The 21,830-nt window shown below is 55.2% G+C and carries 19 protein-coding genes, 1 tRNA gene and 2 pseudogenes; 11 read left to right on the top strand and 11 right to left on the bottom strand.

Features of this window, described 5'->3' with window-relative positions; translation table 11 throughout:
- Positions 1-28: 28 nt before the first annotated feature.
- Positions 29-1,786, bottom strand: coding sequence for a protein kinase (locus CH74_RS09580; protein WP_253273025.1), 1,758 nt, complete (start codon positions 1,784-1,786; stop codon positions 29-31).
- Between the two features lie 149 nt (positions 1,787-1,935).
- Between CH74_RS09580 and ppa the strand changes: the two genes are divergently transcribed.
- Positions 1,936-2,466 (top strand): inorganic diphosphatase, encoded by a 531-nt coding sequence (gene ppa, locus CH74_RS09575; RefSeq protein WP_048307227.1) that lies wholly within the window; start codon positions 1,936-1,938, stop codon positions 2,464-2,466.
- Between the two features lie 95 nt (positions 2,467-2,561).
- Here the strand turns inward: ppa and CH74_RS09570 are convergent, their stop codons facing one another.
- On the bottom strand, positions 2,562-3,734 hold the full coding sequence (locus CH74_RS09570) for a DUF2333 family protein (RefSeq protein WP_082140369.1): 1,173 nt from the start codon (positions 3,732-3,734) through the stop codon (positions 2,562-2,564).
- Positions 3,735-4,025: 291 nt separating this feature from the next.
- Here CH74_RS09570 and aroQ point away from each other — a divergent pair, with 291 nt between their 5' ends.
- From aroQ to purH, 7 genes and pseudogenes are all read left to right on the top strand, one after another.
- A complete protein-coding gene (aroQ, locus tag CH74_RS09565) occupies positions 4,026-4,475 on the top strand; it encodes a type II 3-dehydroquinate dehydratase (protein WP_048307226.1) in 450 nt (149 codons plus the stop codon).
- A 39-nt stretch (positions 4,476-4,514) separates the two neighbouring features.
- On the top strand, positions 4,515-4,979 hold the full coding sequence (gene accB / locus CH74_RS09560) for an acetyl-CoA carboxylase biotin carboxyl carrier protein (protein ID WP_048307225.1): 465 nt from the start codon (positions 4,515-4,517) through the stop codon (positions 4,977-4,979).
- A gap of 15 nt (positions 4,980-4,994) precedes the next feature.
- Positions 4,995-6,338, top strand: a complete 1,344-nt coding sequence (accC, locus tag CH74_RS09555) for an acetyl-CoA carboxylase biotin carboxylase subunit (protein ID WP_048307224.1) — start codon at positions 4,995-4,997, stop codon at positions 6,336-6,338.
- Positions 6,339-6,340: 2 nt separating this feature from the next.
- On the top strand, positions 6,341-7,252 hold the full coding sequence (gene prmA / locus CH74_RS09550) for a 50S ribosomal protein L11 methyltransferase (RefSeq protein ID WP_048307223.1): 912 nt from the start codon (positions 6,341-6,343) through the stop codon (positions 7,250-7,252).
- Positions 7,253-7,335: 83 nt separating this feature from the next.
- Positions 7,336-8,357 (top strand): annotated as a pseudogene (dusB, locus tag CH74_RS09545) (tRNA dihydrouridine synthase DusB).
- Entirely contained in the window at positions 8,354-8,647 is a 294-nt protein-coding gene (fis, locus tag CH74_RS09540) for a DNA-binding transcriptional regulator Fis (RefSeq protein WP_082140368.1), read from the top strand. Before dusB ends, fis begins: the two are co-directional and overlap by 4 nt.
- A gap of 64 nt (positions 8,648-8,711) precedes the next feature.
- The gene (gene purH, locus CH74_RS09535; RefSeq protein WP_048307296.1) at positions 8,712-10,316 is read left to right on the top strand and encodes a bifunctional phosphoribosylaminoimidazolecarboxamide formyltransferase/IMP cyclohydrolase; all 1,605 of its coding nucleotides are present in this window, start codon (positions 8,712-8,714) and stop codon (positions 10,314-10,316) included.
- Positions 10,317-10,705: 389 nt separating this feature from the next.
- On the opposite strand, the gene CH74_RS09530 is transcribed toward purH, so the two are convergent.
- From CH74_RS09530 to folE, 3 genes are all read right to left on the bottom strand, one after another.
- Positions 10,706-12,163 (bottom strand): NAD-dependent succinate-semialdehyde dehydrogenase, encoded by a 1,458-nt coding sequence (locus tag CH74_RS09530; RefSeq protein WP_048307221.1) that lies wholly within the window; start codon positions 12,161-12,163, stop codon positions 10,706-10,708.
- Positions 12,164-12,225: 62 nt separating this feature from the next.
- The gene (locus CH74_RS09525; protein ID WP_048307220.1) at positions 12,226-12,759 is read right to left on the bottom strand and encodes a hypothetical protein; all 534 of its coding nucleotides are present in this window, start codon (positions 12,757-12,759) and stop codon (positions 12,226-12,228) included.
- 52 nt (positions 12,760-12,811) lie between these two features.
- Positions 12,812-13,369 (bottom strand): GTP cyclohydrolase I FolE, encoded by a 558-nt coding sequence (gene folE / locus CH74_RS09520; RefSeq protein ID WP_048307219.1) that lies wholly within the window; start codon positions 13,367-13,369, stop codon positions 12,812-12,814.
- 255 nt (positions 13,370-13,624) lie between these two features.
- Here folE and CH74_RS09515 point away from each other — a divergent pair, with 255 nt between their 5' ends.
- Positions 13,625-14,203 (top strand): hypothetical protein, encoded by a 579-nt coding sequence (locus tag CH74_RS09515; protein WP_048307218.1) that lies wholly within the window; start codon positions 13,625-13,627, stop codon positions 14,201-14,203.
- A gap of 65 nt (positions 14,204-14,268) precedes the next feature.
- Here the strand turns inward: CH74_RS09515 and CH74_RS09510 are convergent, their stop codons facing one another.
- The 3 genes and pseudogenes from CH74_RS09510 to CH74_RS19535 all read right to left on the bottom strand — a co-directional run.
- Entirely contained in the window at positions 14,269-15,255 is a 987-nt protein-coding gene (locus tag CH74_RS09510; protein ID WP_048307217.1) for a serine/threonine protein kinase, read from the bottom strand.
- A 39-nt stretch (positions 15,256-15,294) separates the two neighbouring features.
- A complete protein-coding gene (locus CH74_RS09505; RefSeq protein WP_253273028.1) occupies positions 15,295-15,753 on the bottom strand; it encodes a ComF family protein in 459 nt (152 codons plus the stop codon).
- 66 nt (positions 15,754-15,819) lie between these two features.
- Positions 15,820-16,050 (bottom strand): annotated as a pseudogene (locus CH74_RS19535) (double zinc ribbon domain-containing protein); the annotation flags it as partial.
- A gap of 101 nt (positions 16,051-16,151) precedes the next feature.
- On the opposite strand from CH74_RS19535, the gene CH74_RS09500 reads away from it, so the two are divergent.
- Positions 16,152-16,236 (top strand) — tRNA-Leu (locus tag CH74_RS09500).
- 526 nt (positions 16,237-16,762) lie between these two features.
- Here the strand turns inward: CH74_RS09500 and CH74_RS09490 are convergent.
- Complete coding sequence (locus tag CH74_RS09490; protein ID WP_048307214.1) at positions 16,763-17,728, bottom strand: YihY/virulence factor BrkB family protein; 966 nt, start codon at positions 17,726-17,728, stop codon at positions 16,763-16,765.
- Between the two features lie 439 nt (positions 17,729-18,167).
- On the opposite strand from CH74_RS09490, the gene CH74_RS09485 reads away from it, so the two are divergent.
- On the top strand, positions 18,168-18,983 hold the full coding sequence (locus CH74_RS09485) for a DUF1206 domain-containing protein (protein ID WP_082140367.1): 816 nt from the start codon (positions 18,168-18,170) through the stop codon (positions 18,981-18,983).
- A gap of 22 nt (positions 18,984-19,005) precedes the next feature.
- Here the strand turns inward: CH74_RS09485 and cobA are convergent, their stop codons facing one another.
- Together cobA and cysN are read right to left on the bottom strand one after the other, a co-directional pair.
- The gene (cobA, locus tag CH74_RS09480; RefSeq protein ID WP_082140366.1) at positions 19,006-19,896 is read right to left on the bottom strand and encodes a uroporphyrinogen-III C-methyltransferase; all 891 of its coding nucleotides are present in this window, start codon (positions 19,894-19,896) and stop codon (positions 19,006-19,008) included.
- A 171-nt stretch (positions 19,897-20,067) separates the two neighbouring features.
- Positions 20,068-21,830 (bottom strand): sulfate adenylyltransferase subunit CysN (cysN, locus tag CH74_RS09475; protein WP_048307213.1); only part of this gene is annotated, 1,763 nt, incomplete at its 5' end.

Here is a 21,830-nt window from a genome sequence, read left to right as displayed (position 1 = left end):
GCCCCGTTTTCGGGGCGTTGTCGTTTCTCTAATTCCATAGCCAGGACAGCAACAACAGCAGCAACAAAACGCCGGCAATCCCTTGCCAAAGTTTGACGGAATCCCAACGCATTGAAGGACGTGACGGAGTATTGGTCGTTGGCTCATGCGAATCACGCAATGAGTGGGCGAACTCGGAAAGCCGCCGAAAACGCTGCGCACGCTGGGGATCGAGCGCGCGGCGCAGGGCATCGTCAAGCGCTTCTGTTATCTTGACGTTTTTAGCTCGTGCGCTTCGATAAATCATCCGTTCCAACTCGGTATGACTACGCAACTGATGCGGCTTGAGCGCGTAGGGTAAATCCCGCACCAGCAACCAATAAATTGTCGAGGCCAGCGCATACTGATCGCTGCGACGGCCGACATCGATATCCAGCGCGTACTCCGGCGCACTGTGCTCGTTGAGCCCGACCTGACGCGCCAGCTCCTGGGCACTTCTATGGCCATCCCCCTCACGCCGATGACAGGCGCTGAAATCCGCCAGTACGACTTGATCCTGAGTATCGATGAGAATGCTGTCTGGGTGAATTCGCTGATGCAGTATCTCTCTACGATGCAGCGCCTGCACTCCTTTGATGAGCTGCCGAGCAATATCCAACCGCTGATCCAGGCTCGCCCGTGGATTGCGCCGACACCAGCTGCTTAGCGTGACGCCGTCCACGAACGCCATCAGGTAGTAGAGATAGCATCTTGGGCGCACACGCGCAATGACCTTGACTACAAAGGGCGAATGGACCCATTCGACGACCCATTGCTGCAACAAAAAATGTTCAAGATAGGCATTGCGGCTGGACAGCTCCGGACTCGGGGCCTTGAGCACCATTTCTTGTTGGGTGCGCGCATCCCGTACACGATAGGTTCGACTCTGAGCGGTACGGGCCAGCACGGCTTCCACCAGGAGCCCATCGAGACGATCACCTACCGCGCACTCCGGCGGAACCGGCAATCGGCCATTGAGCCGTTGAGAATTCTCAGCGTCTTCTTCGGCCAGATGGTCTATACGCACGAGTTGAAAGCAGAACTGCCCCGATCCATAGCCGCGTTCCGCAGCGCGTGCCTGGGCGGCCTTGGCAAGACGTTCACAGGCTGCATCCAGATCGCTGACATCGATGCGAATCAGCTGCATGTAATCCGATGGCATCAACGTGCCACCAACTGCCCGGGTGGTGAACAGGAAAAGATCACCCTGCTTGAGGGACATGCACTGGTAGTCGATATTCAGCTTGCCATCCAATCCTAGCGCCCGGGTAGGATAGCGGTAGCCGCCAAGCTCGGTGACATGATCGCAACTGAGCTGCTCGAACTCGGCTCCGCGCAGACGAAATACCAGGGTATCGCCTATGTGAAACAGATGGCCCTCGGTGCCATGCAACACCAGCGCCGATAATGAGCTGACGTAGCTGCCTTCTACCAGATGACGGCTTTGACTATGACTCCAGCTGTTTAGCGCTTGCAGTACCCGCGTCACCGAGGTCTTGATATCCCAATGCGCCGGCGTCGAATAATAATCCGCAAGAAAACCGCGCAAACTGAGATCGCCGGCCTGTTTGGCAATGACATTATGAGCGGTGGAGTCACCGATCAACGCACAGGCGCCCTTGTTATCCAGAGTAACGCCTTGGGGCAGATTCACCGCCATTGAGCTACGATGATGGCGATGTTCTGGTGTTGCGAAGGCCTGGCCATAACTCAAAGACAAGCCGTGCTTGGCCAAGATATCTCTCCTCGGGTCATTGTGCGCCGCCATGATACACCTCGTATCATGGCAAGACCGGTAGACCAATGGTGGATGAGAGCGTTTGATCCAAGACTGCCTTGATTGGCAATCCTCACCGCCAGTTCGTATAATTCAGCAAATTTTTGCCTCCTCTATACAGCCAACCTCAAGGACTCGACATGAGCTACAGCAAGATTCCCACCGGCAAGGAGCTTCCACATGACATCTACGTTGTCATCGAAATTCCGGCCAACCACGCGCCGATCAAGTATGAGATCGATAAGGACATGGATGCGCTGCTGGTCGATCGGTTCATGACCACCCCCATGTTCTATCCGGCCAACTATGGCTTCATTACCAATACCCTGGCAGATGATGGCGATCCCTTGGATGCCCTGGTAGTTACGCCCTACCCGATCCAGGCTGGCTGCGTGATTCGTGCCCGTCCGGTAGGTATTCTCAACATGAGCGATGAAGCCGGTGAAGATGCCAAGTTGATCTGCGTGCCCCACAGCAAGCTGGCGCCAGCCTATGACAATGTGAAGGAAGTGACCGATCTGCCCGAATTGCTGCGTCAGCAGATCGCCCACTTCTTCGAGAATTACAAGGATCTCGACAAGGGCAAGTGGGTCAAGATCGATTCCTGGGATGGTGTCGAGGCCGCACACGCCGCGATCGAGAAATCCGTCGCCGCCTTCGGCAAAGAGTAACGTTCGGGCCCAGGCCTACTGATACTGATTTTCGCCGCTGCAAACACAAGGCCGTCTGGAAGGACGGCCTTGTTCGTTTACTGTCTTGTTCCCTTTTAACGTGTAGTAGCCTCGATGGCAGCCTGCACTGCCGGCTCACTAAGCCGCCTTTCAAGTTCACCGTCCCGAATGGAGGCAGGGGTCACCCGGGTAATGTCGGCTGCGTTGCTGGCGCTGGTATCAGTTTGAGCAGGCTCGGGTTCATCGCTTTGAGGCTCAACCCTGGTAGGTGGCTCGACCTCTATCCCTTCGACGTTTTGCGCCATCGTATTGGTAAGCTTTGCAGCATTTTGAATGTAGTTCGCCAATAACAGCGAATGGTTGGCGAACATTCCAAAACCGGTGCCGTTGAGTACCACCGGGCTCCACAGTCGACGCTGTGCCAACTTAAGCTCCGCAATCAAACGACCGAGGGTTTCTTTACCGCCGGCTTTGGCAATCACGTCGGCATAATCCCGCTCTACTGCCTGTAAATAGTGCAGCAAAGCCCAGGTCTCCCCTCGCGCAGCAAAGAAGGTGTTGTCGATTTGAAGCCAAGGAGTCGCGTCAGGCAATTCACTTTCATCGACCCCCAGCTCACGCAATGCCTCGGGATCATCGACGCTGGCCGACAGGCGGCGGGTCAGTTCCTCGAGCCGTTGACCTGCCTTGTTCAGCCACTGCGACAGGGCGTCGCCGTTGTCGGCAAAACCGGACATTCCTGGGTTGTCGAAGCTCAGCAGATAGCCATGAAGCGTGGTAAGCGCCCGCCGATAAGGCTTCTCTGCGCCGGGAAAGAGCCAGTCGCGACTGTCGCTGTCGAGTGCCTCTGCGGCATCGTTCAACAACGAGGTATCGCCGGCACCGAATGAAGGTAGCGCCTGGGTCAACAGACGTGCCTGAGAAAGCACGCCATACTCCCAGCTTGGCATGTTATCCAGCCATACGCCTGGAGGCAGCATGTCATTGCGTATATAGCCTCCAGGCTTTTCAAGCAGTGTCTCGATCGTCGCGTTCAGTGTCGCTGTCATCACCGTTCCCCGCGCCCCGGACTCCATCGGCTGTTCGCGCTGCTTGAGCACGGCTTGGGTGACGTCGAAACTGCCCGGGCGCTGACTCCACCAGATGCCAAGCCCCAGGCAGATTACGAGATAGAGTATCAGGAGTATTAATAACGGCTTCCATATCCAGTCATACTCGGGGCGTTCGAGCACATCGGTACGGTATTTACGCTTGCGAAAGATTGCCATGTTCGCGACGTCCTCTGCGTGACGATTGATGAGTAATTCCTTGCTAAGAGTATCCTATCATGAGGCTTCAGGCGCATTTATGCCCCGTAACGATAGTGGTTTGCCATGCTGTGACAAACACTGTTCGGCAACATTACCTCAGCCACGAATTGTGCGACTGGACAAATGAAACCTTTTTCGTCACACTCCGCCATCGTTGGCTTATTTGGCGCCCAAGTGCGTCGACTTGCAGAATCCTGCCGCCATCTCGACAGATATAGAACAGGTTAACAGCGTCATTCAAGGACTCTCATGGCCCGAATTCTGGTACTCAACGGTCCTAACCTGAACTTGCTGGGCACCCGCGAGCCTCACGTCTACGGTAGCGTTACTTTAGACGACATTCGCTTGCGCATGACTGCTCGCGCTCTCGATACAGGCCATCAGCTCGACTGGCTGCAATCCAACGCCGAATACGAGCTAATCGAGCGCATCCACGCTGCGCGCAATGATGCCACCGACTTCATCCTGATCAATCCTGCCGCTTTCACTCATACCAGTGTAGCGCTGCGCGATGCGTTGACCGCCGTGGCACTGCCTTTTATCGAGCTGCATTTATCCAACGTGCACGCTCGAGAGCCTTTCCGTACGCACTCTTATTTCTCCGATGTGGCCGAGGGCGTCATCTGCGGCTTCGGTGCTGACAGCTACGAGCTGGCATTGAGCGCCGTTCTACTGCGTCTGGACTCGTCCCCGTCCTGAACCATCCCAACTTCTTTTTCATTCTCAAGAGACACCATCATGGACATCCGCAAGGTCAAGAGACTGATCGAACTGCTCGAAGAATCCGATATCAGCGAAATTGAAATACAAGAAGGCGAAGAATCGGTACGCATCAGTCGACATAACCAGGGGGGCATAACCAACCCATGCCAATGCCCAACTGGGGGCCCCACTGCTATGCCTCAGCCGGCATTTCCCGCTGAAACCGCCAAGGAGCCGGCCGAATCCCAAGTCCTGGAGCAACCGACAGGCCATGCTGTGACTTCTCCCATGGTTGGCACCTTCTATCGTGCTTCCGCCCCCGGCGCCAAACCGTTCGCCGAGGTGGGTCAGCGTATCAAGAAAGGGGATCCCATCTGTATCGTCGAGGCGATGAAGATGATGAACCAGATCGATGCAGATCAAGATGGCGTCGTCGAAGCTATTCTGGTCGAGGACGGCGAACCGGTGGAATTCGACCAACCCATGCTGATCATTTCCTGACCAATGGACACCCCCATGCTGGACAAGGTACTCATCGCCAACCGAGGCGAGATCGCCCTGCGTATCCTGCGGGCATGTAAGGAGCTGGGCATTCGCACCGTCGCCGTGCACTCCAAGGCCGATCGTGAATTGATGCACGTGCGTCTGGCGGATGAAACGGTATGCATTGGTCCCGCCTCATCGGCCCAATCCTATCTCAACATTCCGGCCCTCATCAGCGCTGCCGAGGTGACCGATGCCAGTGCCATTCATCCTGGCTACGGTTTTCTCTCCGAGAATGCCAACTTCGCCGAACAGGTCGAGCGCTCCGGGTTCGTATTCATCGGCCCTCGCGCCGAGACAATTCGCTTGATGGGTGACAAGGTCAGCGCTATCGCCACAATGAAGGCAACAGGAGTGCCGACGGTGCCCGGCTCCGATGGTCCGCTGCCGGATGACGATGATGAGGCAATAATCGCCACGGCTCAGCGCATCGGTTATCCGGTGATCATCAAGGCGGCAGCAGGTGGTGGCGGTCGCGGAATGCGCGTGGTGCACAGCGAAGAAAGTCTGCTTTCCTCGATCAGCGTGACCCGCAACGAGGCCAACGCTGCCTTCGGTGATGGCACGCTATACATGGAAAAATTTCTCGAACGCCCGCGCCATGTCGAAATACAGGTGATCGCCGATGGGCAGGGCAATGCTATCCATTTGTATGATCGCGACTGCTCCTTGCAACGGCGCCACCAAAAAGTGCTTGAAGAAGCGCCTGCGCCGCATATCGACCCGGACGCCCGCGATCGGGTGCTCAAATCCTGTACCGATGCCTGTATTGAAATCGGTTATCGCGGTGCCGGTACCTTCGAGTTTCTCTATGAGAACGGGGAATACTTTTTCATCGAGATGAACACGCGGGTCCAGGTCGAGCATCCTGTCACGGAGATGGTTACCGGCGTCGATATCGTAAAAGAGCAGTTGCGTATCGCCTCCGGCCTACCGCTGTCGGTCAAGCAGGAGGATGTCAAGCTTCATGGCCATGCCTTCGAGTGTCGTATCAACGCCGAAGATGCGCGCACCTTCATACCTTCTCCGGGCAAGGTCACGCTCTATCACGCGCCTGGCGGGCTCGGCGTGCGTATGGATTCCCATCTGTACACCGGCTATACCGTACCGCCCTACTATGATTCCTTGATCGGCAAGTTGATCACCTGGGGCGAGGATCGAAGCATAGCCCTCACCCGTATGCGCAATGCTCTGGATGAGCTGCTTGTGGATGGCATTCGCTCCAATATTGATTTGCAGAAGGATCTTGTTCGCGACACTCATTTTCAGGAAGGTGGCGTGAATATCCACTACCTCGAGAAGAAGTTGGGTGGCTGATCATGCCCTGGTTACAACTCAAGGCCCGGGTAGCTCCGGAGCAGGCCGATACCCTGGAAGAGCTGCTGATCGCTGAGGGCGCCTCGGCGATCACACTGCAGGATGCTCAGGACGATCCGGTCTTCGAGCCGGACCTTGGCACGACACCGCTATGGCAAGAGACGGTGCTGACCGGGCTGTATGACGATCTCGATCATATCGAGGCCATGCTCGAACGCGTCCATCAAGCCTGGACGCTGGCCGTCGCCGATGATCCCTGCCCTGAGATCGAGTACGAGCTGCTCGATGATCGGGATTGGCAGCGGGAATGGATGGACAGTTTTGTTCCCCTGCGGATGGGCAAACGGCTGTGGATCGTCCCTAGCTGGCACGACGCGCCGGACCCGAAAGCAGTGAACCTGCTGCTCGATCCAGGCCTGGCTTTCGGTACCGGCACGCATCCCACCACGGCATTGTGCCTGGAATGGCTCGACGAACTTGCCGAAAAAATCGAATTTGATCACAAGAACATTCTCGATTTTGGCTGCGGCTCAGGCATATTGGCCATTGCGGCACTTAAACTGGGTGCCACCTGCGCCTTGGGAACCGACATCGATCCCCAGGCGCTCATCGCCAGTCGCGACAATGCTCAGCGCAATGGCATCGTTGATTCGCAGTTCGAACTTTTTCTACCCGATCAATTGCCCAAGGGAACGGAAAATATCGTGCTGGCCAATATTCTTGCCGGGCCTCTGATCGAACTTGCGCCGATCATCGCTGCCAGGGTGGCATCCGGCGGCCATCTCGTACTGTCAGGCATTCTGGCCAAGCAGGCTGACGAGGTGCTGGACGCCTATCGCAATCAGGGCCTGCACATGGAGTTACCCGTCGAGCGCGAGGGTTGGGTGCGTTTGAGCGGTTGTCGCAGCGTCTAATAGTCTAATTAAAATGGCCTTCAATCTTGGCCTGGTGATGAGTATCATGGCTTCCCCCTCTTAGTTCGAGATCCCGAGTCACGATGCCCGCTACCGCCCGCGTCGAGCCGCCCGCTATTGGCCCTTATCGTTTACCCAACCGGGTAATATTGGCTCCCATGGCCGGCGTTACCGATCGTCCTTTTCGCCAGCTGTGTCGCTCTCTTGGGGCTGGCTGGTGGTATCTGAAATGGTCACCGCTGACTCAAGCCTGTGGCATACGCGCAAGTCCCGTTCGCGGCTCGATCACGCCGGCGAGCCGGGGCCGCGGGCGGTGCAGATTGCCGGTGGCGATCCTCACATGCTGGCTGAAGCGGCGCGTCTCAATCAAGCACGCGGCGCCCAGATCATCGATATCAACATGGGCTGTCCGGCAAAGAAGGTGTGCAACAAGGCAGCGGGCTCTGCTCTTCTACGCGATGAGCATCTGGTGGCAGAGATACTTCATGCAGTGGTAGGCGCCGTCAGCGTTCCAGTAACGTTGAAAATACGCACCGGCTGGTGCAGTGCCAGCATCAACGCTCCAAGAATAGCCCGACTGGCGGAAGAGAGCGGCATTCAGGCGCTTGCGGTACATGGCCGCACCCGGGAACAACGCTACTCCGGTGAGGCAGAATATGACACTATCGCCGCCATCAAGGCTTCGGTAAGCATTCCTATATTCGTTAATGGCGATATTGCCTCACCGGAGAAAGCCGCCCAAGTACTGGACTATACTGGTGCGGATGCGGCGATGATCGGTCGTGGCGCCCAAGGCAACCCCTGGATATTTCGACAGATCGATCACTATCTTGGTACTGGCGAACATCTCCCTGAACCAGATTGGTCAGAGCGAGGACGTGTAATGAATCAACATCTCGACAACCTGTATGCGTTCTATGGTGACTACATGGGTGTGCGTATCGCACGCAAGCATATTGGCTGGTATCTGAGCACTTGTGAAAATGCCAAATCGCTCAGAACAGGCTTCAATACCTTGGAGTCCCGGATCGAGCAGCAACATTTTGTCGAATCGCTATGTCGACAGTTGCATTCAACATCCATGGAGAGGATCAGCGCAGCATGACCAGTTCAGCTTTTTCTACCACTCATGTGATCGATGAATTCGCCAACGTCTCGCCATGCCGCAAGCAAACGCTACGAGAAGCCGTGGATGAAGCCATGCAGTCCTATTTCACTCATCTCGATGGCGGCAACGTTAGTGATCTTTATGCCATGGTCATGACGGAAGTCGAAGTACCGTTACTCAATGCAGTAATGACCTACGCGGACGGCAATCAAACCCGAGCTGCAGGCATACTGGGGCTTAATCGCGGCACACTGCGCAAGAAGCTCAAGCAGTACGATCTGATCTGACGTGCTTTTCGAAGGGAGCTATTGGCTGGCTCCTGCTTTCTCCTCACTGCGACATTGGATTATCATGACCGCCCCTTCTTCCTACTCTTTTTCAGATCCAGCTTCGATGATGGTAAAACGCGCACTGATCAGCGTCTCAGACAAGACAGGCATCGTCGATTTTGCGCGTCAGCTCAACGAGCGTGGCATTGAACTGTTGTCCACCGGCGGTACCTACCGTCTACTCAAAGAGCATGGCATCGCGGTAACCGAAGTATCCGAACATACCGGCTTTCCGGAAATCATGCAGGGACGCGTCAAGACGCTACACCCCACCATTCATGGTGGCATTCTCGGCCGTCGTGGTCAGGATGACGAAGTGATGGCCAAGCATGACATAGCGCCTATCGATCTAGTGGCGGTGAACCTTTATCCTTTCGCTGCCACCATCGCCAAGCCTGACTGTACCTTGATCGATGCCATCGAGAATATCGATATCGGCGGCCCTGCCATGCTGCGCGCCTGTGCCAAGAATCATGCCTATACGACGGTAGTAGTGGATAGCGACGACTATCCCCGGGTGCTTGAGGAATTGAAATCTCAAGATGGTTCGGTCAGCGACGCTACCCGCTTTGATCTGGCGGTCAAGGCTTTTGAGCATACCGCTGGCTACGATGGCGCCATCGCCAACTACCTTGGCGGCGTGATTCAGGGTAACGAAAGCCGCTTGCCGCGCACGTACAATCTACAGTTTTACAAGAAACAATCGATGCGCTATGGCGAGAACCCGCATCAGCAGGCGGCATTTTATGTCGAACCGAATGCTAGTGAAGCGAGTGTTGCCACCGCTTTGCAGCGTCAAGGAAAGGCGCTCTCTTTCAACAACGTGGCGGATACCGACGCCGCCTTCGAGTGCGTGAAGGCCTTCACGGAAACCGCCTGCGTCATCGTCAAGCATGCCAACCCTTGCGGCGTGGCCCTCGGCAAAAGCGCCTTGGAAGCCTACGAGAAAGCCTTTGCGACGGATCCAACCAGCGCCTTTGGCGGTATCATTGCCTTCAACGTTCCCTTGGATGCAGCGACAGCACGGGCAATCATCGATCGGCAGTTCGTCGAGGTGATCATCGCGCCAGGCATCAGCGACGACGCTGCGGCCATCGTGGCCGAAAAGGCCAATGTGCGCCTACTTGATACCGGTGACAATTGGCCAGGCGAGCGCCAGTATGCCCACGACTTCAAGCGCGTCAACGGCGGGATGCTGGTACAGGATCGCGACCTGGGCACTGTCGGGCGGAATGAGCTCAAGGTGGTGACCGAACGCGCGCCCACCGAACAGGAACTACGCGATCTGGCCTTTGCCTGGAAGGTTGCCAAATACGTCAAATCCAACGCCATCGTCTATGTAAAACAAGGCCAGACCATCGGGGTTGGTGCGGGTCAGATGAGCCGGGTCTACTCGGCGCGCATAGCGGGAATCAAGGCAGCAGATGAAGGACTCGAAGTGCCTGGCTCGGTCATGGCATCGGATGCTTTCTTCCCTTTTCGCGACGGCATCGATGCAGCGGCCAGTGCCGGTATTACCGCGGTAATCCAGCCTGGGGGGTCGATGCGCGATCAGGAAACGATCGATGCGGCCAACGAGGCAGGCATCGCCATGGTGTTTACGGGGATGCGTCACTTCAAGCATTGAAAGCTCCTGCCGCAACCCGCTGGTAGGATGGGGAAGCCGCGAACAAGCCTTCACGAGGGCGCTGTGAACCCATCCTTGGGCGCTACTTTTGCTATCTGACCGCCATGGATGGCGGGAATGCCGGAATCGCATGGAGCCTTTTCCGGCCATGACAAAAGAACCTCGTTTCGCCTTGCTCCCGGCATCCATTAGCGTAGGTGTTTTAGGCGTTAAGCTCTAAAATAAACGGAGCGTCTAAAGATCGCACCACTGGTCATCTTCGAGCTAAAGGAACGCCAGCGAGCGAAGATCAGGCAAGGCAAAGATCGGCGAAGAAGCGGAGTTTACTGTTGTAAATGAGCATTCTAAGCCGATCTTTAACACAGCATGATCTAGCGCAGCGCGTTCCCTTACCCCAGATCCATGCACAGATACTTAGTTTCAAGAAACTCCTCCAACCCCTGATGGCCTCCTTCGCGCCCCAGGCCGGACTCCTTGACCCCGCCGAATGGCGCCGCCGCATTGGAAATCAGTCCGGTGTTGATACCGATGATGCCGTATTCCAGGGCTTCCGAGACGTGCCATACGCGGCTCAGGTCCTTCGAGTAGAAATAGGCGGCGAGCCCGAAGGGCGTGTCGTTGGCCATGGCCACCGCGTCTTCTTCATCGTCGAAGGGAAATACAGCGGAAAGCGGGCCGAAGGTCTCTTCCTTGGCTACCAGCATGTCTTGAGTGGCATTGCTTACCAGGGTAGGCGTGAAAAAATTACCGCCCAAAGGATGGGGATGCCCGCCCAACAACAGCTCGGCCCCCTTCTCAATGGCATCGTCGATGTGTCGACTGACCTTCTCGACCCCATTGCTGTCGATCAGCGGTCCGATATTAATACCTTCCTGGGTGCCATCGCCTACCCGGAGTTCACTGTTCATGGCGGCGGCCAGCTTTTCGCAGAAAGCATTGACCACGCTTGACTGAACCAGGAAGCGATTGACGCAGACGCAGGTCTGACCGGCATTGCGAAACTTGGATGCCATGGCGCCTTCCACCGCCGCATCCAGATCCGCATCCTCGAACACGAGGAAAGGGGCGTTGCCCCCAAGCTCTAAAGAAATCTTCTGGATATGCTGTGATGCCTGGGCCATCAGTGAACGCCCAACTTCGGTGGAGCCGGTAAACGTGATCTTGCGCACCACCGGCGACTCGGTCAGCGCCGCTGCGATTTCACTTGCCTTGCCCGGCACCACATTGAAAACACCGCGGGGTACGCCGGCACGTTCGGCCAACAGTGCCAATGCAGTGGCGGAGAAAGGGGTCTGGCTTGCTGGCTTGACAACAATCGGACAGCCGGCGGCCAGAGCCGCTCCTACCTTGCGGGTAATCATCGCCGCAGGAAAGTTCCAGGGTGTGATGGCACCGACGACACCTACTGGCTGTTTGGTCACTACAATACGCTGATTGCCTTTCGCCGCGGGAACGGTCTCGCCATAGGCGCGTCGGGCCTCTTCAGCAAACCAGCGCAGAAAGCTCGCCGCATAGACGATTTCACCGGTTGCTTCTTTCAAGGGCTTGCCCTGCTCCAGGGTCATGATCATGGCCAGTTCGTCCTGATGTTCGAGCATCAGGTCATACCATTTCAGCAAGATATCGGCGCGCTCCTGAGCGGTCAGCGCGCGCCATGCAGGAAAGGCAGCCTCGGCGGCGTTGATGGCACGCTCGGTCTCGACACGCCCAAGACGCGGCACGGTGCCGATCGTCTTGCCGGTAGCCGGATTATCGACCTCGATCTGTTCACCGCTGTCGGCAGCGATCCAGTTACCATCGATATACGCAAATGGACGAAACAGTGGACAATTCTGCAGGGCTTCCATGGCATGCTCCTATGGGTATGGCGGTGTCGGCTGCGCCGGTAACCGTTCAAGAGTGACCTTTACTATGATTCTTCAACCGGAGCGACGGTATCGTGCGATGAATCAAGGCGGGACTTGGGCGCGGGCTCTACCAATAAGGATAGCGTAGCCACACAAAGGGCCAACAGGATAGCAGCCACGCAAAGCCCCCTGCCCTTGTAACGCTCGGGCGTCTTGCGTATCTGATACAACGCAAGCAGCGCAAGGAATACGGCCAGGACCTCAACAAAAGGTGCCAGGGTATCGAAGAAAAGTCCCAGCATGGCAATGGCGATCGCCGCAATGGCAGCGCCCGCGTAGCGACGAGATTCGCTGAAGGTTACGCCTTGAGTGTCTTGATGTGCGGCTACCTTGCGTCTAGCGCGGCGCTGTCGCTCGGGTAGATTGAATACTTGCACCGCCTGACCATTGCGTACCTCGAAGGATACGAGAGTCTTGGGCCCGGGCAAGCCTCGACCACGCCACTGCACTAGAGAGAAGGCATAACGTTGACCCTGTTCGTCCGCAACGATACCTTCCTGTTCGCGATCGTCGAAAGCCACGATAGTGCCTTTCACGAACGCCCTCCTCGCTGCGTCTGCTTCAATCCGTTCATGAAGACCATGAGCGTTAGCGACCATTAACCAGCATCAAGAACTCCTGACGCGTGCTTTGATTGCCACGAAAGCTGCCCAGCATCACCGAACTGGTCATGCTGGAGTTCTGCTTTTCGACACCGCGCATCATCATGCACATGTGGCGCGCCTCGATCACCACGGCAACCCCGCGAGCATCCGTCACCTGTTGCACCGCATCGGCGATCTGACGCGTAAGATCTTCTTGAATCTGCAGCCGGCGGGCATACATATCGACGATACGCGCGAATTTCGAAAGCCCCAGCACCTTGCCACCGGGCATGTAGGCAATATGGCATTTACCGATGAACGGCAGCATATGATGCTCGCAAAGAGAGTAGAGCTCGATATCCTTCACCAGCACCATCTCATCCGTATCCGAGACAAAAACCGCCCCATTGACCAGCTCTTCGAGGGATTGGCCATACCCATGGGTAAGAAACTGTATTGCTTTGGCGGCACGCATTGGTGTGTCGCGCAGCCCTTCGCGGGTCGTGTCTTCGCCGATACCGGCAATGATGTCACGGTAGTGATTGGCAAGTTCTTCAGTCATCGATTATGCCTGTTGCGATGTCGTCTAATAAAAGCTTCACATAAGATACGGCGGCGCGCATCGGATAGCGGTCAAGGACGGATTCTAACCCAGACCCGCGTCTCATGCAGCGACGATACAACCCTAGCTCGAGCGCCCTGCGGCGGCGATCTGCCACAGCGAGTGGATGCCAGATCAATGTCGCCTATGCTAAAGTGCAAGCCACTCATTTACCGTCCTGCACGGGGTTCAAGCCCTTTGAAGAGAACGATTGATATGTTGAAAAAGATCCTCTGTTTCTGGTTGGCTGGATGTGCGGTACCTGTCTTCGCTGCAGAAGCAGCGCTTGATTTGCCAACGGACACACGTATCGATGTCCAGGTAATCGATCGAATCACTCTGGATGATAGCCAAGAAGAGATGACGGATGTCCTGCTGCGGCCAGTCACTCGAGGTGAGAATGCCTCGACGCAGCCCCTTCCCCACTACTGCTTGATTACCGCCAGTGCACGCTTGAACGATCGCCGTGTCAGACTGACCACCGAATCGGTCACCTGCATCGATGCAGAAGACGACTCTCCGGCTATTTATAGTGGTGAACTTTCTGCTGCGGCTTTCGAAAACGATGGAAACTTTGGCTTGGATACCTGCACGAACGAACAAGATGGCCGCTGCACCAAGGCAATCATCGAGCCTGAACATCATTTCCAGTTAAACGTTGGCGAAGGCACTCATATCACTGCGCAGGAAAATCCTTCCGCCGAACTCAATCGCCAGCGTCGACAGGCAGACGGTGAAGGCATAGCCAATCCAATACCTTCCGACCGGCCCGATCCAGATAGCAGCGCTCAGTAAAAGCGACGACGCTCCCTACCTTGCGACATAGGGATGCCTAGCCTTATGCATGCCAACCATCTGACTCAGGCCAGCCAACGTGGTTTTTCCAGCACCAGACGCTGTTGCTCGAGGATGCGTATATGCTGATCCCAGTACTCCTCTCCCGCTACCCAAGGGAAAGCGCGCGGAAACGCAGGATCCTGCCAGCGCGCCACCAGCCAGGCACTGTAGCGCATCAGGCGTAGCGTTCGCAGCGGTTCGATCCATTCGAGCTGACGACGATCAAATGAGATGTTTTCTTCATATCCTTCAAGTAATTCGCTGAGCTGCGAGCGCATTTCCTGATCATTCTGCGCTGTCAGCATCATCCATAGATCCTGAACGGCCGGCGCCATAACGCAATCGTCGAAATCGACCAGCGTGAAGCTGTCATCGCGTCCTAGAATATTGCCTAGGTGGCAGTCACCATGCACTCGAATGGCTGCCTGAGATGGCCACAGGCTGCGCGACAACAACTGCAGCAGCGACTCGCTCACCCGGGCGTAGGCACGACGCTGACGTGGGCTAAGCCAAGTACCCGTCAGCACCTGCTCACGACTGCTCTGCGCCAGGTTCAGCGGTTCCATTGTGGGTCGAGTAATGAACGCATGTTGACGTGATACCGCATGTAGGCGTCCGACCAGCTCACCTACCGCGAACAGATGACCCGGATTGTCCAATTCCGGGGCCTGACCTGGAACATGCGGAAACAGGGCAAAATAAAAGCCATGAGCCTCATGCAGGCTATTGCCCTGGTCATCGCGCCAGGGCGCCGCAACGGCCACGTTAGCTGCTTTAAGTTCGTCGAGAAAACCATGTTCTTCCCGTAGCTGTGCTTCACTCCACCGCTCGGGACGATAGAACTTTGCGATCCAGCGTTGCCGGTCGTCGTCACTGAGTAGGAATACGCGATTCTCGTAGCTGTTCAGTGCAAAAGGCTCACTGGATATCCATAGCCCCAACCCCTCGATAGCATCAAGGATGCGTCCGGGCGTCAAACTATCGAAGGGATGCTGGTTTGCAATGGCCATACTCGCTCCTCAGGACGAAATGGACTACATGCTACCAGATCAAGAGAGTGCCAATGGCGTTCGTGCCGCGGCCCAGGCTTCTACACGACTTGCTCCAGCAATACGGCAGGCCTTGGCCAGTCCTTCCAATGAAGCGCCCGTGGTCATAATGTCATCGACGACAGCAACATGGGGTGGTAGCGCAACGCCAACGACGAAAGCATCTTGAACATTACGCAACCGCGCAGAACGATCGAGGCCTCGCTGAGTGGGCGTGCTGCGAATACGCCTTGCCGCTAGGCAAGGTATCCCCATTCGCTTAGACAGCTGTTGTGACAGCCACTGGGCCTGATCAAAACCAAACTCTTTAGCCCGCTGCGGATGACGCGGTACCGCAACCAACGCCTGAGGAAGCTCCTGGGGAAACAGTTGTTGCAAGCTTGCATGCATCAGATCGACGAGCAAGACGCCGGCTCGCGGATCCGCGTTGAACTTGAAGCGCTGTATCAGCAACGCCACCTCGCCCTCGTAACGCAACCCAACTCGCGCTATGTCGTAGGCAGGCAATTGCTTCAAGCAATGGCCGCATAAGGAATAAGTGTTGTCTGGAATAGGTTCTGCACATTGATAGCAAGCATGATTATTCCAAGGTAACGTCTTGAAACACGCATTGCACCAGGATCGAGAAGATGTGGAAGGTGCCAGGCAAAAATCACAGCGTCCTGGCAATAGCTGCTTGAGTAAATGATCGACGTACTGCAACGATCTGGAAGATAACTTTTTACTTTTACCAAGTAGACATTTGCATTTGCTCATCTCCACGTCACCATCGGCACATCGTCAATATTGTAACAAAGCGCAAATGCCGATTGACTTGGCACAAAGCCTCCGTAAAATGTCTCCGGTTCTTGCCCGTAGCGGATGTGGTGGAATTGGTAGACACGCTAGATTTAGGTTCTAGTGCCGAAAGGTGTGGGAGTTCGAGTCTCCCCATCCGCACCATCAAAAATTTTGTTGTATCTCTTTCTTGTAACCTTCCTCAGGTTACCGCGAATGAGCCGAACAAGCTCACTGGCACCATTGATCGTAGAGATTTCGATGATCCGGATGACCGGTTCGCGATCCTGCCGGCGCATCAAACAATTCCTGCTTACGCCATTCGATAACAGCCTTACAGTATCTTTCCTGCTGCGGGGTCAATGGTATGACTGCTTCAGCGCCAGAATCGACGAAGGTCAAGACAACCCCCAGGAAAATGACCACGCCCCCCAAGTACATAAAAAGTTTCATCGCTTCAACCCTATTTTTCTTCGGCTTCCCTGACAGCAAGATCAGAAGCTCGCTTCGAAACGAGGTTACCTAAGCATACGCTTTGGTAAAATAGGGTAACGACGCATTTCATGCGTCGTTTTTGTTTATTAACTAATGTTGTAGATCTATTGCTTTGGCAGCCTAATACCTCTACACCAAATCTTGCATATAAATTAGGTCGTTCATCAAAAATAAGACACCGGGACAACCCTAGCTTTTATTGCTTGTCGCCTACCGTATCTGCGGCGTAAGCACCTCGCTCTCCTTTCGCCCGCGGCTTTCCTGCTGTGGTGTCGTATCTGGTCTGACGTTCCATTTCGCTGTTCAACTCTGCCCCTAGAAGCGCAATGAATGCTGAAAGCCAGAACCACATGAGAAGAATGACAACCGCACCCAGTGACCCATAAGTCTCGTTATAGCTTGAAAAATTACGGACATAGATGGAAAAGGCGATTGAACCTGCAATCCATAGCAACACAGCAACAACTGATCCAACGCTAGTCCACTGCCAGCGAGGTCTAGAACGATCTGCTGCATAACGATAAAGTATTGCCAGCGCAATAATTAATACGATAAATAGTAAAGGCCAACGAATGATATTGGCTACCGTGCTAATAAATTCTGGAAAACCTAGCGCTTTAACCAGGATGGGAATGAAGATAATAGTTCCCAAAGCTATGACAGCTATCAGCATTGCACCAAAGGTAAGTATTAATTTTACGGCATTCTTTTTGAAGAAGCCTCGAGTTTCTTCTTCATCATAAATGATATTCAATCCTTCCATTAAGGCCTGAGTACCCTTGGAGGCACTGTAAATCGTCAACAGCAACCCGCCTATGGCCGCAAGCCCTATGCCTGTACCAGCATTGGAACTGGCTTTCTGAGCCTGCTGTTTTATTATATCGGCTGCTTGAGAAGGCAGAAGTTGACTTATCGAAGAAATCTGTTGAGAAATTTGTTGTGGATCAAAGGCTAAACTCCACAATGAAATCAGCGCAACAATGGCGGGGAAAATGGCAAGCAGCCCATAAAAAGCGATGCCTGCAGCAACGATACTGACATGATCCCTACTTATTTCACCCATGACACGCTTAAGGACATCGAACCATCCTGCGCGTGGGATCTCCGAGGGTTTTTTCGCTTCACGGCCGCGCTTATGTTCGGTTTCCTTTTGAGCGTTCATACGAATCCTTTCACTATTTGTGCAACACTGTGTTTTTGTACTGTTCAACAAGAATAGACTTTGCATAAACAATCGCAACGTCATTCCTTGTGAAAAGTACTTGAGATTTCTTGCGGCTAAGACGGTAGACCTATTTTATCGCACCCATCGATAACATAGGATACTCAAGCTTAAAGCATTTTATCCCTTGCAAGAAACGCTAATTTATCTGCTCGGCAAATGACGGTTATCGTTCTGCCCTGTTTGAAAACTGAAGCATCTTTAGCAAGAATTCAATATCTTGTGGGTTTGAAAAGCTGCTCATAACGCTTCGTATCATCCATATCGTAGTGACTTACCACTACAAATTTTTGCCGATAAAACAAATCAAATGCAACGTTTTCGTCGCGGTTAGTTGAGCAAACCACTGTACTCGTTGCCTGAATATCATGGAGCCTTTGTGAAAAACACCAATTCCACTACTGAAAATACGATTGCCATCCTGGCTCGATGCGGTTATGCCGCCAAGGGGGTGGTTTATCTAATCGTTGGGGTACTTGCTTCCATGGCCGCTTTTGGCCTGGGCGGCAAGAACATCGGTACAAAGGAGGCAATCACTCATATTGCCGGCCAACCCTTTGGTAGTACCTTGCTGGGCCTGATGGCATTTGGCCTGTTTGCCTATACCCTATGGCGAATCGTGCAGGCCTTTTACGATACCGAAGATGCGGGTAGCGGGTTCAAGGGCATCGCGACGCGACTGGGATTCGTCATTAGTGGCTTGGTATACGCGAGCCTGGGAATTTATTGCATTGATCTACTGCTCAACGCCTTCGCGTCGTCGGGGGATGGCAGCTCGACACAGGATCGCACCGCCAAAATGATGAGCAATCCAGGCGGCATCTATCTGATATTCGCCGTAGGCATCGTCTTCATGGGTGTTGGCATTCGTCAGATCGTACGTGCCGTAAAACGCTCCTATCTCAAGAACTGGCACATGGTCAAGATGAACGAAACTCAGCGCAAGCTGGCTGAGGGCGCCACGCGTTGGGGGCTATCTGCCCGAGGCGTCGTGTTCATGATCATCGGCGGCTTCCTGTGCATCGCCGCTTGGCAAACAGATCCAAGCGAGGCACAGGGTCTGGGCGGGGCGCTCAACACCTTGGCTAGCCAACCATTTGGCCCTTGGTTACTGGGAATTGTCGCCCTGGGGCTCGTCGGCTATGGCATTTACTGTTTGATCAATGCACGCTTTCGCGATGTAAGCACCGATTAATCATAAGGGTTGCGGTATAACATCAGGCGCTGTTGGCATTTTCCAATGGCGTAGGATGCTTACCGTGCTTCCAGCCTTGGCTTGACGCAAGATCAGCGGTAAACCAGGCGAGTCGCGCATGCAGCGACACCACGCTGCCCACGATGATTAGGGTCGGGGGACGTATTTGCTCTTGCTTTAGGCTGGTGGGAAGGTAGGCAAGCGTACCGACATGCACTTTTTGACGTGCCGTGGTGCCCTGCTCGATCAGCGCCAGCGGCGTATCGCCGGATAAGCCATGGGTTTGGAGCCCATGCCGAATCTCGTCGAGGCTGCCCAAGCCCATGTAAAACACCAGCGTCTGGCCGGGACGCGCCAAGGTCGCCCAATCGAGATTGCAGCTACCGTTGCTGAGGTGCCCTGTCACGAAACGCACCGACTGGGCATGGTCGCGATGGGTCAAAGGAATACCGGCGTAGGCGGCACAGCCCGAGGCGGCGGTCACCCCGGGCACCACCTCGAAAGCAATTTGAGCGCTTGCCAAGGTCTCGAGTTCTTCACCACCACGACCGAAGATGAAGGGATCGCCGCCTTTCAAGCGCACTACCCGCTTGCCTTGGCGCGCCCAATCGATGAGCGCTTGATTGATCCCTTCCTGGGGCAAGCTGTGCTGGGAACGGGCCTTGCCGACATATAGACGCTGGGCCCGAGGATTGGCCAGGGCAAGGATTTCCTCGCTGACCAGCCGATCGTGCAAAATGACCTCGGCAACCTGCAGTCGTTTCAGTGCCTTGAGAGTGAGCAAATCCGGATCTCCCGGACCCGCCCCCATCAAGCACACTTGCCCCCGGGGAAAATCCCGTAGCAGTTGCAGTTTGGCGCCACTCCCGTTGGATATGACGGCGCCATTCGATGCATCGAGGTCGTGGGTCATGACAGCAGAGTCCGGAACAAGAAAGCCGTATTCTATTTTGGAAATAAAACCAGTTACCTTATACCCAAAAGGTAAGTAATTTTTGGCTGCTTGACCAGTAACCTCTGCTTCGATGCTTATAACGTTTTACCATCAACCGCGTGCCTATAACTCTGGTGTCGAAGAACACGTCTAGAAAAACTGTCTCAGGAGTTGGCTTATGATGTCGGTGGGATTTTGGGTCGCGGTATTCACCGTTGCCTCCGGGGCCTTGGGCACTTCATAAGGACTGTTGATGCCGGTAAAGTCCTTGATCTTGCCCTGACGAGCCTTTTGATATAGCCCTTTGGGATCGCGCTGCTCACAGATGTCCAGCGGCGTATCGACGTGTATCTCGATGAAGCCATTGTCTTCGAACAGTTGCCGCGCGTTGTCCCGATCGCTGCGAAACGGCGAAATGAAGGCGGTGATTACAACGAGACTGGCATCGCAGAACAGCTTGGCGAGTTCACCGACCCGACGAATATTCTCGGCGCGATCCGCCTCGCTCATGCCCAGGTCGCGGCACAGGCCATGACGAATGTTGTCGCCATCGAGCAGCATTGTGTGATAACCGCGACGATTGAGCTCTACTTCCAGGGCATTGGCCAAAGTTGACTTCCCGGAACCGGACAGCCCCGTGAACCAGATACATTTCCCTGAATGCCCTGAGACACGAGCGCGCATGGCCGGCGTTATGCTGGTGCGATTCCATACTACCTCCGCCTTGCTATCATGATCTCGATACTCGAAGGGGAGCTCGTTATCCTGCGTCCGATGAATCATCCCCGCGCCCAGGGTCGCATTGGTAAGCCGATCAATGACGATGAAGCTGCCGGTGCCCGGGCTACGGCGATAGTCGTCTACCGGCAATGGCGCGGTGAACTCCACCCGACAACGCCCGATGGCATTCAGGTCCAGGTGGTTGGCGCTCCTGTGCGTCAGCGTATTGACGTCGATCTGGTAATCGATGGCGCTCACCTGCCCTGCCAGCTCCCGGGTAGCCAGCTTGAAATCAAAACGCTTGCCAAGCTCCAGCGGGGTCTTGTGCATCCATACGATATCTGCCTCGATGGTATCGCATAGCGTCATCTGCGCCTCTGAATTGACCAGCCAGTCGCCTCTGGAAACGTCGATTTCATCATCTAACGTGACGGTAATTGCCTGACCCGGCGTGGCCAGTTCCAGATCGCCATCGAAGGTGACGATGCGCTCTACCCGGGCGGTCTTGCCCGAGGGCAATGCCTTGATTGCCTGCCCCGGCCGTAGAGTGCCGGCGGCCAGGGTGCCGCAGTAACCGCGGAAGTCGAGGTGAGGACGGTTGACATACTGCACCGGCAGGCGCAGATCGCTGAGATTCTGATCACGAGTGATCTCGACGGTCTCGAGTAGCGTAAGCAGCGGTTCTTTCTGATAGTCGCCGACGAAATACCAAGGAGTATGCTCGCTCTTGTTGACGACGTTGTCGCCGGTCAGGGCCGACAGCGGAATGAAGCGGATGTCCCGGGCGCTGAGATTGTCGGCAAAGCCTCGATACTCGGCGACGATCTCGTCGAAACGCGCCTGGGAGAAATCCACCAGGTCCATCTTGTTAACCGCAATCACCAGATGCTGGATGCCCAGCAGATCGCAGATGAAGCTATGTCGGCGGGTCTGGGTCTGCACCCCATAGCGCGCATCGATCAGGATCACCGCGAGGCTCGCGGTGGAGGCGCCGGTGGCCATGTTGCGGGTGTACTGCTCGTGGCCCGGGGTGTCGGCGATGATGAACTTGCGCTTGTCCGTGGAGAAATAGCGATAGGCCACGTCGATGGTGATGCCCTGCTCCCGCTCGGACTGCAGGCCGTCCACCAGCAGGGCCAGATCGACCTGATCACCGGTAGTGCCGCTCTTCTTCGAGTCTCGAGTGATGGCAG

Origin of the sequence: Halomonas sp. PR-M31 (assembly GCF_001039575.1) — a bacterium.
Taxonomy (GTDB): Bacteria; Pseudomonadota; Gammaproteobacteria; order Pseudomonadales; family Halomonadaceae; genus Modicisalibacter.
This window is presented reverse-complemented; position numbering and strand designations above follow the sequence as displayed.

Coding starts and splice junctions, on each gene's coding strand:
- CH74_RS09580 (WP_253273025.1), bottom strand. CDS start 1,786: ATGGCGGCGCACAATGACCCGAGGAGAGATATCTTGGCCAAGCACGGC.
- ppa (WP_048307227.1), top strand. CDS start 1,936: ATGAGCTACAGCAAGATTCCCACCGGCAAGGAGCTTCCACATGACATC.
- CH74_RS09570 (WP_082140369.1), bottom strand. CDS start 3,734: ATGGCAATCTTTCGCAAGCGTAAATACCGTACCGATGTGCTCGAACGC.
- aroQ (WP_048307226.1), top strand. CDS start 4,026: ATGGCCCGAATTCTGGTACTCAACGGTCCTAACCTGAACTTGCTGGGC.
- accB (WP_048307225.1), top strand. CDS start 4,515: ATGGACATCCGCAAGGTCAAGAGACTGATCGAACTGCTCGAAGAATCC.
- accC (WP_048307224.1), top strand. CDS start 4,995: ATGCTGGACAAGGTACTCATCGCCAACCGAGGCGAGATCGCCCTGCGT.
- prmA (WP_048307223.1), top strand. CDS start 6,341: ATGCCCTGGTTACAACTCAAGGCCCGGGTAGCTCCGGAGCAGGCCGAT.
- fis (WP_082140368.1), top strand. CDS start 8,354: ATGACCAGTTCAGCTTTTTCTACCACTCATGTGATCGATGAATTCGCC.
- purH (WP_048307296.1), top strand. CDS start 8,712: ATGACCGCCCCTTCTTCCTACTCTTTTTCAGATCCAGCTTCGATGATG.
- CH74_RS09530 (WP_048307221.1), bottom strand. CDS start 12,163: ATGGAAGCCCTGCAGAATTGTCCACTGTTTCGTCCATTTGCGTATATC.
- folE (WP_048307219.1), bottom strand. CDS start 13,369: ATGACTGAAGAACTTGCCAATCACTACCGTGACATCATTGCCGGTATC.
- CH74_RS09515 (WP_048307218.1), top strand. CDS start 13,625: ATGTTGAAAAAGATCCTCTGTTTCTGGTTGGCTGGATGTGCGGTACCT.
- CH74_RS09510 (WP_048307217.1), bottom strand. CDS start 15,255: ATGGCCATTGCAAACCAGCATCCCTTCGATAGTTTGACGCCCGGACGC.
- CH74_RS09490 (WP_048307214.1), bottom strand. CDS start 17,728: ATGAACGCTCAAAAGGAAACCGAACATAAGCGCGGCCGTGAAGCGAAA.
- cobA (WP_082140366.1), bottom strand. CDS start 19,896: ATGACCCACGACCTCGATGCATCGAATGGCGCCGTCATATCCAACGGG.